General features: G+C 54.4%; 14 protein-coding genes and 1 pseudogene. 7 read left to right on the top strand and 8 right to left on the bottom strand.

Annotated elements, in window-relative coordinates; translation table 11 throughout:
* Together CFR80_RS15285 and CFR80_RS15280 are read left to right on the top strand one after the other, a co-directional pair.
* A pseudogene (locus tag CFR80_RS15285) lies at positions 1-445 on the top strand (IS5-like element ISGdi1 family transposase); the annotation flags it as partial.
* A complete protein-coding gene (locus CFR80_RS15280; protein ID WP_258367857.1) occupies positions 382-1,971 on the top strand; it encodes a TraM recognition domain-containing protein in 1,590 nt (529 codons plus the stop codon). The pseudogene CFR80_RS15285 and the gene CFR80_RS15280, both read left to right, overlap by 64 nt.
* Before the next feature lie 102 nt (positions 1,972-2,073).
* Here CFR80_RS15280 and CFR80_RS15275 read toward each other — a convergent pair whose 3' ends face one another.
* From CFR80_RS15275 to CFR80_RS15270, 3 genes are read right to left on the bottom strand one after another with little or no spacing between them, the layout of a single operon-like run.
* Positions 2,074-2,298, bottom strand: coding sequence for a hypothetical protein (locus CFR80_RS15275; RefSeq protein ID WP_110507642.1), 225 nt, complete (start codon positions 2,296-2,298; stop codon positions 2,074-2,076).
* 7 nt (positions 2,299-2,305) lie between these two features.
* A complete protein-coding gene (locus tag CFR80_RS18975) occupies positions 2,306-2,731 on the bottom strand; it encodes a hypothetical protein (protein WP_181418246.1) in 426 nt (141 codons plus the stop codon).
* 3 nt (positions 2,732-2,734) lie between these two features.
* The gene (locus CFR80_RS15270) at positions 2,735-3,463 is read right to left on the bottom strand and encodes a ParA family protein (protein ID WP_157212854.1); all 729 of its coding nucleotides are present in this window, start codon (positions 3,461-3,463) and stop codon (positions 2,735-2,737) included.
* 421 nt (positions 3,464-3,884) lie between these two features.
* On the opposite strand from CFR80_RS15270, the gene CFR80_RS18970 reads away from it, so the two are divergent.
* From CFR80_RS18970 to CFR80_RS15260, 3 genes are read left to right on the top strand one after another with little or no spacing between them, the layout of a single operon-like run.
* Entirely contained in the window at positions 3,885-4,196 is a 312-nt protein-coding gene (locus tag CFR80_RS18970) for a hypothetical protein (RefSeq protein WP_146221672.1), read from the top strand.
* Position 4,197: 1 nt separating this feature from the next.
* Complete coding sequence (locus CFR80_RS15265) at positions 4,198-4,938, top strand: nucleotide-binding protein (protein WP_110507640.1); 741 nt, start codon at positions 4,198-4,200, stop codon at positions 4,936-4,938.
* Positions 4,919-5,347, top strand: coding sequence for a hypothetical protein (locus tag CFR80_RS15260; RefSeq protein ID WP_019086610.1), 429 nt, complete (start codon positions 4,919-4,921; stop codon positions 5,345-5,347). The genes CFR80_RS15265 and CFR80_RS15260 overlap by 20 nt, the downstream gene beginning before the upstream one ends.
* Positions 5,348-5,416: 69 nt before the next feature.
* On the opposite strand, the gene repC is transcribed toward CFR80_RS15260, so the two are convergent.
* Both repC and CFR80_RS15250 read right to left on the bottom strand, forming a co-directional pair.
* Positions 5,417-6,709, bottom strand: a complete 1,293-nt coding sequence (gene repC / locus CFR80_RS15255; protein WP_110507639.1) for a plasmid replication protein RepC — start codon at positions 6,707-6,709, stop codon at positions 5,417-5,419.
* Positions 6,710-6,898: 189 nt separating this feature from the next.
* Entirely contained in the window at positions 6,899-7,138 is a 240-nt protein-coding gene (locus CFR80_RS15250; protein ID WP_110507638.1) for a hypothetical protein, read from the bottom strand.
* Positions 7,139-7,592: 454 nt separating this feature from the next.
* On the opposite strand from CFR80_RS15250, the gene CFR80_RS15245 reads away from it, so the two are divergent.
* Positions 7,593-7,988 (top strand): lytic transglycosylase domain-containing protein, encoded by a 396-nt coding sequence (locus CFR80_RS15245; RefSeq protein WP_110507637.1) that lies wholly within the window; start codon positions 7,593-7,595, stop codon positions 7,986-7,988.
* Positions 7,988-8,452, top strand: a complete 465-nt coding sequence (locus tag CFR80_RS15240; RefSeq protein ID WP_309146440.1) for a YMGG-like glycine zipper-containing protein — start codon at positions 7,988-7,990, stop codon at positions 8,450-8,452. Before CFR80_RS15245 ends, CFR80_RS15240 begins: the two co-directional genes overlap by 1 nt.
* A 47-nt stretch (positions 8,453-8,499) precedes the next feature.
* On the opposite strand, the gene CFR80_RS15235 is transcribed toward CFR80_RS15240, so the two are convergent.
* The 3 genes from CFR80_RS15235 to CFR80_RS15220 all read right to left on the bottom strand — a co-directional run bounded on the left by CFR80_RS15235 (position 8,500) and on the right by CFR80_RS15220 (position 9,936).
* Positions 8,500-8,958: a hypothetical protein gene (locus CFR80_RS15235; RefSeq protein ID WP_019086615.1), complete on the bottom strand. Its 459-nt coding sequence runs from the start codon at positions 8,956-8,958 to the stop codon at positions 8,500-8,502.
* Between the two features lie 2 nt (positions 8,959-8,960).
* Positions 8,961-9,404, bottom strand: a complete 444-nt coding sequence (locus tag CFR80_RS15230; protein ID WP_110507635.1) for a hypothetical protein — start codon at positions 9,402-9,404, stop codon at positions 8,961-8,963.
* 271 nt (positions 9,405-9,675) lie between these two features.
* Positions 9,676-9,936: a hypothetical protein gene (locus CFR80_RS15220; protein ID WP_110507633.1), complete on the bottom strand. Its 261-nt coding sequence runs from the start codon at positions 9,934-9,936 to the stop codon at positions 9,676-9,678.
* Between the last annotated feature and the right edge of the window lie 826 nt (positions 9,937-10,762).

The following is a 10,762-nucleotide window of genomic DNA, read 5'->3' as shown; positions in this document are numbered from 1 at the left end:
TTCGGGCTATGACGCGGGCAAGAAGGTCAAGGGCCGCAAGCGCCATATCGTGACTGATACCTGCGGCTTCCTGATCTTTCTCCTCGTTCATGCCGCCGACATCCAGGACCGTGATGGGGCCGTTGATGTTCTGGCGGCAATACGCAGGCGCTTTCCCTGGCTGCGCCACATCTTCGCTGATGGCGGCTATGCTGGCGACAAATTGCGATCCGCGCTCGCCTCCATGGGAAAATGGACGATCGAAATCATCAGGCGGTCCGATACGGCGAAGGGCTTTCAGATCCTGCCGCGCCGCTGGGTGGTTGAACGGACATTCGCCTGGCTGGGACGGTGCAGGCGGCTCGCCAAAGATTGGGAAAAGTCCATTGCTTCCTCAACCGCATGGACATTGATCGCCTCGATCCGCATGCTCACACGACGGACAGCAAGGCATTGTCAAGCTTGAAAAACTTTCGGATCGGGCTCTTCGTAAAGACGGATGAATCACAACAGGCTGGTATTGTTCAAAAACTTTCGGATCAGGCTCTAAACAAGCTGCTGCATATCTACGCATGGCGCTGGTTGCCCATGCTGCCCCTTTTCCTGATCGTCGGTATCATCTGCCGCCTGGTGTACCACCGCTGGGCCGTGCCCCGGATCTCGTCTCTTTTGCGCCGCATGAGGATCACGCAAACAGAAGACACCGTATCCGATATGAAGAACGAAATTACCAAATACCGGGCCATAGATTATGACCCCCTGAAATACATGCGGCCTGGCGAAATGTTCCTCGGTCTGGATATTTCTACCAAGGCTCCGCAATATCTGGACCTCGCCACATGGGATGAAACCCACAAGATAACCGTAGGCACCACCAGATACGGTAAGGGTATCACCTTCCAGATATGGGCCAGCCAGGCCATCAGGCGCGGCAAGACCCTATTCCATATTGATCCGAAGACAGACAAATACATGCCGCATGTTTTGAAACAGGAAGCGGAAAAACACGGCAAAACCTTCCTGTCTGTGGATCTTATGTCTCGTGACGCCAAGGGCACGTATGCGCCATTCGTGCATGGTAGCCCGGAAGACCGGCGTTCCCGCCTGTATGAAGTCCTGTCGCTGCGAGATAGCGGCACTACGGCAGATTTCTATAAGACCGTAGCCCGTCGCTATCTGGTCAACATTTTCCACGACGCGGACGCCCAAAATCAGCCCACCACGATCCCGTGGCTTCTTGAGCAAGTAGAGGCGATGAAGGAAGACGATACGGGCAACCGCGATGAAGATACAGCCCGCCGTAAATCCCTTGAATCTGTGGTATCTCGCCTGACTGAAATGGCTGCATATGAGCGTATTTCAGGAAAAGGGGGATTCAGTATTGCGAAAACCCTTCTCAATCCGAATGGTGCCGTTGTGTATTTCCGTGGGCACCTTGAGGATCAGGTGATTTTGGCGGCGACCAGGGCATTTATTATCGAATTGAGGCAAGAGATTAAGCGTCTCCATCAGGACCGGAAAACAGAAGTCGAAATACAGGTGGATGAATTAAAGTTCCTCCTGTCAAAAACCATTCTTGGCTCGCTGGCCACCATCACGGGGGAAGGCGCAACCTTCTGCCTGGCGTTCCAGAGTTTCGGGGACATTGAAAATCCAGAGGATGAAACAATCAATGGCCGGGCTGCGCTGCAAGCCATCAAGGTAAACTGCCAGGTTAAAGAATTTTTCGGCGGTTCTGATTCCGATACCGCCCGATGGATTGCGGAAACCACAGGCGACACGTCCAAGCGGGCCGTCCGTATGGAACAGACGGAAGTGAACGCGATGGGCGGTGAATCCTGGGCGTCTAAGCGCACATTTGGGGACGTGCAGGAATACGTCATTCCAGAGAATGTGGTGAAGGCACTGACCCCGAAAGTCGCCGTACTCATGCGGCCAAACCACCTGGCAACGGTGGTGACTGTCGCCCCGGTCAAGGTGACGCTTCCGTAGTCTTGTCACGGATTATCTAAACAAAGAAAAAGGCCATCCGGCATATGGGGTAAATCCCCTATACTGGATGGCCTTTTTTGTTTACGCCCGCGATGCTCTGCATCAGCCCGTGATGGCTGGCGGCTGGATCATACGGTCAATCGGCTGGTGCTTGCGCCAGGTATCCCCAGCGCCGCGCGGGCTGGCCCACTGCATAAGATCCTCAACCGTCAGCGATGGATTGGCTTTCAGCGCATTGGCCACCGCTGCAACGCCGTGGACATATCCACGCCTGAATGTTCCCTCTACCTGCGGATCGGCTGGAAACTCGACAAACTTCATTTCCATGCAATTATTACCCTTCCCTTTGGTGCCACGGCACTGTGCGCCGGTCCACCAAGTCTAGTTCATCAACTTCAATGCCTGCATCGGCTAGAGCCTTCATCACGACATTTTTTGTCGTGGTGCCCTGCTGCTCCGCTACCGTGCCCAGCGAGCGGATCGTGCGCGGACGCACGCGGATATTCAGATTGATAGACTTTTCCCGTGGAGGGGCCGGGACTGGCCGGGCCTCTGGATTGACCCGCTGCACGACCTTTATGGGGTCAGGACGGGGAACAGGGGCCGGTGTGGGTTCAGTCGCCTTCACGAGGGCTGTGGCGGGCGCTGTGGCTGCGTTTGGGCCTGTATGGCCCGCGTCGGCAGTTACCCCCTGAACAAGCCTTAGTGCCTCTGCCGGATCTACCCGATCCTTGCGAGATTTGAGCGGTGGGCGTGCCATGCTCTAGTTCTCCTTCGTAACTTCTACGGTCTTGGAAGACGGTACGGCACCTGTGGCCGCCAGTTCGTCTATCAAAGCATCAATCTCCGTTCGCGCCGTGCCAGAGGAAGGCAGGACACCGCTAAAGGAAATTTCGGCTAGGGGCGCTCTATGTCCCAAGACAGCATCCAAGGACTTTATTCCTAGTTCGCGCAGTTCATTGACTGCATGACTGGCGACATTCGTTCTGGTGAAGCGATTTATCAGCGCCACGGTCGGAATGTCCCGCTTCATAGCCTTGGAATACATTTCAATGTGCTTGATAGTTTTCTCGGCCTGGTCAATATCCGACGATCCGATACCAACGGGAACGATCACAAGGTTTGAAATCGTCATAGACACGCTTCCAGCGGTATTATTAAAACCCGCCGTGTCTATTATAACCAAGTCGTATTCTTCTTCTTTCTGATAAGCAAGATCGACAACCTTGCTTTCGTCCTTCTCGAAGATACAGGCGAAATCCTTTTTTTCGCACGTATGCTCATACCACGTCGAAAATGCTTCTGTTGGGTCGGTGTCCAGCACGATCACACGCACCCCGCGCTCGGCCAGCCCCATCGCAAGGATCTGGCATACGGTGGTTTTTCCTGGGCCGCCCTTGAACGACGCTACGGTTATAATCGACATGATATTTCCTGCTGTGGTGAGCCATCCAGAAAGAACGATGTGGTGATGTTCTTTCGCGCCCAACATATCCAAATCCCCGCAATGTGTAAAGCACGCATTGCGTAAATACGGCATTACGTGGTGACAGCTTTACGTAATGCCCGCTTCCCGGCGTTACGTAAAGCACGCCACACGTAAAGCAAGATTTACGGATTTACGGCATCACAAATAGCTATAATCCGCGTCCAGATGCTATGATATGAATTGCCCTGGAACTGCGCCCCGCTTTATAATGCGTCACACTTTTGTGCTTTTTAAGTGCAAAATGTACGCCTCACCACAACGGGCGCAAGAGAAGGAAGGTTGTTCATAGGTGCCAGACCCCACTACCAACACAGGCAAAATGCCATTGCCTGTCCCTGCGGCAAGAGGGGCCATAAAAGCGACGATTATGCTGGAATGGGACACTATTCAGCGCAGGCTTACCTATGAAGGATGGACCCGCCGCATGATCCTGCTGGATCTGCAAGAACGCTACGGGCCGGATAAGTTCAAGGTCACGTACAAGCATTTCCTAGTCCTCCTGGCGAGGACAGAAAGGGATCTGGCGGCGGCTCGTGTTCCCGCTCCTGCGTTAAGAAAACAGGAAAGATCGGCTCATGTCGAAGAACGACGATCAGATACAGACCGCCACCCACCAGCCGACGACCAGCGCGGACCAACCAGATCCCGCTATGAAGAACGGCGGGCAACCCGCTTCCCCGGCACCGGCGGCACGGTCAAACACAAGAAAAAACCCAACCCCGAAGAACTGTTCTGACATGATAGACGTGCATTTTATCATGCAGGGCAAGGGTGGGGTCGGCAAAACAACGGCAGCGGCCATGCTTGGTCAATTCCTCAAGGAACACGACCCGGAAACGGTCTGCATCGACGTGGACCCGGTTAATTCTTCGTTCTCGGACTTCAAGGCACTGGATGCCCACACCCTTGAAATCGAGAAAGAGGGCGCGATAGATCAGAGGGCATTTGATGAACTGATCGAGCAGATTGTCAGCATCGACCATCCATTCGTCATTGATTCCGGTGCCAGCACCTTCCTGCCACTCACACAATACCTGACTGACGGCCCGACCTTCGATATTTTAAGGCAGTATAAGCGGCGGCCTGTGTTCCATACGATCATAACCGGGGGGCCTGGGCAGCTTCACACCATGCAGGGCCTTAGCACGCTGCTGGACAGCCTGCCGGAAGATGCAGACATAGTGCTATGGATCAATGAATATCATGGCTTCGGAAAAGTCGTGGACAAGGATGGCCAGGAAGACTGGCAGAACATCAAGATCATTGCCGATAATCAAAGCCGGTTCCGTGCAATCATCGTGCTGCCAAAGCTGAATGAACAGACGCATGGGGCAGATATGCGGGCCATGCTCACGGCAGGTCTGACTTTCAAGGAAGTCGGTCCCAAACATGGCTTTAAGATCATGGCGCAGGCACGATTGAACGATATTTGGAAGACGCTGGAAAAGGAATTGTCCAATGTCCTCTGGGAGTCCTGACAAACAGGACGGGAATGGCCTCGATACAGAGGCCATTCTTGGTCTTCTTGCTAACAAAGGCATCCTGATTGAGAAGGATGATCCGGTCTTTAAGGTTCTTCTTGCCAACAAGGAAATCCTGCAAGCGTACGTGGCCGGTGTGGAAGCATCGTATATCCGGGCCACCAACCGGATGAAGTCGAACGCTACCAAGGCCATTATTGAAGCTGAACAACAGGCGAAAGAGGCTATTAACAACGCTGGTGCATCGTTGGTCCGCAATGCCGCCAGTGACCTGATAGCCGTTCTGCGCCAGGAAATTGAGCCAGTCACCAAACCGTTGCAATGGATGCCCTATGCGCTGGTGATCCTGTGCGCATTAAACTGCATCGAGTTCCTGCTACTGCTATACCGTAGCTTTGGCGGGTGATGGTGATGCGGGGCGTGGCGTGGCGTGGCGTATGGCCACGCTTCCGGCCGCCCTGGTCCAGTCTGCCGGTCACATGATGGCCGCGCAGCGTTCCCGCATCCCGTAAATGCTTGGCATTAGGTTCAGGTCGCCATCCTCGGCGGCCCTCAACATTCCCCGAAAATAGCCACCCTTCGTCATGGAATAGTGCTGATCCGGTCGTGACGCGATCAGGGCAACGGATACGGCTGCGGCTTTCCGGCCCATGATCCGGCAGGCTTGTCCCCACGCATCGCGCGAAACACCCAAATGGATTGATAGCCTCTCTGCCGCATCGCAAATATCCGACCAGGCAAGCCGCTGGTTCGTATGCGTAGGAATGATGCAGGCGGCCAGAGAGGGCACTAGGCGGACCAGTTCGTGGGGATGCAGCCGGGCGGTCTTGATTGCGTCTTCCTGCGCCACAGGCGGGGCGGAAAGAGGCATATCAGAATCTTCCTTCTTCTCTCCTGCCCTATTGGGAGCGTCGTTAGACGCGGCAATATGAGTTGCCCGATCAGGGCGCTGCTTAATGGTTACTGTCTTTTCGAGACTTATGGGGGTTGTAGGTATTATGGACGGTCGGGAAACCGACCGTATGGGGTCACTATCTTCTGCATATTCACAGGCAAGCTGATCCTCCAGATCCAGCCGGATGACTTGAAGCCGAGAAAGAGCCGCTTGCACGCCATCCACAGTACGCCCGTCTTTGGCCTCAAGCACCAGGTCGCGGATCTGCCGCACAGTTTGCGCGTCGTCTGTGAGGCTCAAGCACTCGTCTGCCTCATACCGGGCATCCCTGCGCAACCGCTTCAAGATGCGCTCCTGGGACTGCCTGCCGGTACTAATGCTTTTCAGTTCATCCAGCCTTATCGCCAGCGGGGAGAGGTCGAACCCGACTGCATGGGTAATACGGCCTCCATCCCTAAAATCCCGGCGTACAAAGCGCCGTCCTTCACCATGCGGCAGGATCAATCCTGCTTCTATCAATTCCCGTGCAACGGCCTTTAGCTGGGTAACGCCAAGATTCAGGATCTCGCCAAGATCACGATTTGATTTCCCCACGATGGGCAACCATTGACCGGACCAATCAGCCTGATCGGTAGCACTGATAAGATAATTCAAATACAGAACCGCCTTATCACTCAAGCCGAGAAAGTATGAGGCTTCTGACCAAACTGCCCACACCTTACTGCGCGAGACAGCCGGGAAAAGCTGCCCCGGCTCGGTCTTCTCGGCCCGCTGGGTGAGGATCTTGCCCCTTACCTTCTTGGCGGCATCGGATAGTTGGCGGCGGCCAGATCGTGAAGCCGCTGCGGCTTCTGGTGTGTTCCAGTTTCTCATGTGTGCCCTCGTGTGAGGGCCGGAAAAAAGGTCAAAAAAAGACGTTGACAAGCGGACACACGCTTGCCCCACCGAAAACCAGATGATATAAGGGGACTGTTGAAGGCCCTTAAAGGTTTTTCTTTTCTGTCAGCGGCAAACTGGCAAGAAAAGGTGGGTGAGGCCGGTGCCGCGAGGCATCGGCCTTTCTTATGCCTGTTTCACGGCCTGATCCTTCAAAATATTGCTGTGCATGGCTTGGCGAATGATCCAGTTCACCGCATCAGCCTTGTTCGTAAATCCCCGATTCTCCTTAATCTGCTCTAGGCAGTTCACCACATCCTCGGCCAGCGCCAACGTCTGGTACCGATACCCCCTTGCGGTAAGTTCGGCTTTCCTTTTGGCGGCATACCGGCGATGTTTGATTGGGTCGCGGATTCCTTGGGTCATGTGCGAAACCGTATCGACTTTTCTACCGCAAGTCGAGTGCTGACAGAAATTATGTTTAATTCCTGTTGCATCCGGGGTAATTAAAGTCTGGTGGCTGCATCTTTGATTCGGCCACCCTGCCTTGTGGTGAGGCAGCAGGCCCCCGCCGCCCTCTGCATACAGTGAGCCTGTAGCGGGCTGGTGGGGGCCGCCATCCGACGCCAACCGGATGCAGCCGCGATTCCGACACATATTCATAATCTATTATGTGCAGCCATAACGTGTGTCTGGCAACCATTTTGTGATTCGTGCTACATCTTTTCGCATATTTTCATCACATTTTTTGTGTCTGATATGTGTTGTTAGGAAAGGATAGCACTATGACCCGCCCCCGGCGCAGCCTTCTACAGCGTGCGATAAAGGCCGTAATTGTCTTCTTGATTGCGCTCTAATGCCTGCAAGCTGGCTTACCTGCATGGCTGCAACGGCGGCCATCTACGGTTTCCCTGCAAACATCCTCCCTTCGATCCATAGCGTCGAGGGTGGGAAAGTGGGAACGATTGCGCACAACAAGAATGGAACGGATGATCTCGGTTTCATGCAGGTGAACAGTTCGTGGCTCCCTGCTCTGGTTGAAGGCACTGGCTTACCAGCTTCCACGCTTCGCACACGTCTGATTCAAGATTCCTGCTTTAACATCGCTATGGCAGGCAGCATCCTTGATCTGTACCGGCAGGAAGCGCACGGCGACGTTTGGCGGGCGGTCGGGTTTTATCATTCCCATACACCGCCACTTGGCCTGGGGTATCAGGCACAAGTCCTGAACGCTTCCATTGCCAGTATGCTTACTCCCCAAAAACAGGACCGCTAATGCGATTTCACGTAGCAATGCCGGTGATCGGCGCACTTGTATGTCTTACCGCCTGCAATCCATCGGACCCCACACAACGCACGGTAGGCGGTGGCCTGATCGGGGCCGGATCTGGTGCCGCCATTGGCGATCTTGCTGGTGGTGGGCGCGGTGCAGCAATCGGAGCCTTAGCGGGTGGGGCTGTTGGAGCCACGACCGGGTATCTGACCACTCCCAAGAGACGGCCACCTGCCGACCAGGCGCAGGATAATCGAGACCAGGGCGAAAACTCCCAGCAGGCCAGGACACAAGGTCGCACAATCTATCAGCGCCGCTATACTCCCCAGCAGATCGTGCAGACGACCAGCGCCACAAATGACCAGGGAAGCAATACGGCTTTCCGTGCGCCATACCAGAATGGATATGCACCTGCACCCAATGGATACAACGCACAGTATCAACCCAGCGCCAACACGGCATATTAAAAATGAAAAGCCGGGGAGAACCCCGGCTTTACTTTAGGTATCTGTTTTTAGATTTCATTCCACGGAATGACCTTACCTGGCTCTCCCTCAATGACTGGCACCCCGGCATCAGATGCCAGCCTTTCAATCGCCTGCATTTGAGGATCTTTAGGGCGCTGGATCAAGGCGACTACCTGACTGGTTTTCCGGTTGATAAGCACTACATCCGCATAGAGGCCGCCAAGGGTGGATGATGCCATGATTGCATTAGCCACTCCTGACCCTTTGCCACTGGTGGCCAATGAAAGCGCATCAACCAGCCGGATAGCCGGGCAGGCATAGTAATTGTCCGGTATGTCCTGCGTTACCCACGTCAATAATTCCCGTCCGACTGGATCTTGCAGAATTGCAGGCTTCGCATTGAAAAGTCTGCGTTGCCCCGGCCCGGCCCGAAGCATCCGCACGATGAACACCACCACGACCACCAGGACAGCCAATAATATCCAGATTAAGACAGTAGGGGTCATAGCTACCGCCCCTCGCGGATAAGCCGCCCTAAACTCTTGTCGTCTTCCTCTCTGACAGGAAAATCCAAGGCTTTCAGACCACGGATAAACACATGCCGCTTGCTGATCTTCTCGGCCATGACATAGGATTCAACCTGGTCCCACACATAGCGGGGCAGTTGCAGGGTGGTTGAAACCTGGCTCATGGAATCAACCGTATCATCGTAATGTTTGATAGGCCGCCGCTTGCGGGTCGTAAGATCCTCGTCGTCAATGTCCATGCCAAGCGCCCGCAGCCCGGCCATTAACACATTCTTAATACTCATATTCTCCTGACGCTCTGCGTAGGCTCCCACGTCATTCCACAGATAGACCGGCAGACGGATGAAAGATCGCAACAGGTCTTTCCGTCCTTCGCGTGGTCGGGTCACTTTCGGGCGCGTTGCCACCATTTCAACTCCAAGCATAATCGGCTCCTTAATGTATCACATCCCCGTCAATGGACCGCATACCCCCGTGCGTTTTTCCGACCTTTCCGCACAACGGCGAGGCAAAGCCTCTGTTTCACTTCGTCAATCGGGGTGCCTGGGCGGATCTGCTCGCCACAGCCCCAAATGGAGATTTCCAGCCCCTTTCGTGCAAGATGGTCTGCCGCCGCGTCGGCGCTGCCACGTCCTTCCTTGACCGCCAGCACAACCCCGTTTCGTTCATCTACAAGGTGAAAAGCCCGGACACGCATCAGACCCTCCCCCCGCTCGTGTGATGCTGCTCAACCCGTTTCAGACCGGCCATAAGGGCAATCATCTGGCGCTCTGAACAGGGCCGCGATCCAAGCCGAATGGTCCCGTCCCGCGCGACACGTACGGGCACCAGTGTTCCCGCTATGACAGGACGCAGCACGATACCTGTCTGATCCTCGGACATGGCGCATCCGCCAGCCTGTACGGCCAGCCGGGCCGCGACGGTCAAATAGCCATTATGGGCATGATGCAGGGTCATAGGGTGAGCCTCCTATATGTGGGTTTCATGGGGCCGGTGTGGTGTCTCGCCCCCATGCCATTAATGTATCATGATACATTATTATTGCAAGAAAAAAGCCGCTCTTTGGCGGCTTTTTTACAGTCCCATCGTCAGAAACGATTAGAATACTTCGCCATACATCGCGTTAATCAGGGATACAATTCCCTCATTCTCTGCCGCGCCTGAACAACTGTTAAGGTATCGAAGCCGGGCCGCTGCGGTTCTGCCCGGATCATATCCCCAAAAATTAAACCGGACGATAGAAAAGTAGCTGCCGATTGGCCCGGAACAGCCACCAGACGGCGACCCTATACCTGCCATCCCGGCCATACATACAAGCGTTGAACATGAATCAGCAGCGGCAGGGGAAGGCATTGCCAGCATACCAATGCCAAGCGCCAGCACCCCACCAGCTACCGGACGCAACAACTTCCGTTTCATGCCTGGGCCTCCATACCCTTTTCAGTCTGGTATTAGATTACCGTCATACAACAAAAACACGATAATCGTACAGATAAATGAATAATGATGCCAAAGGCATCATTATGAGTCGTTTTTAGTTACTTCGGGCAGGAGAGAGGAAGAACCATTCAGCGCAGATAAAATATCATCTGCAAATGGTGGCGGGTTCTCTTTGAGAGCCCGATCCGAAAGTTTTTGAACAATACCGGGGTCGGTACATAGAACGGGCACAGATATACGCTAAGAGCCCGATCCGAAAGTTTTTCAAGCTTGACAATGCCTTGCTGTCCGTCGTGTGAGCATGCGGATCGAGGCGATCAATGTCCATGCGGTTGAGGACGCA

This window comes from Komagataeibacter oboediens, assembly GCF_003207815.1.
GTDB classification, from domain to species: domain Bacteria; phylum Pseudomonadota; class Alphaproteobacteria; order Acetobacterales; family Acetobacteraceae; genus Komagataeibacter; species Komagataeibacter oboediens.
Note: the sequence above shows the minus strand (reverse complement) of the source record. Positions and strands in the feature narration are given on the sequence as shown.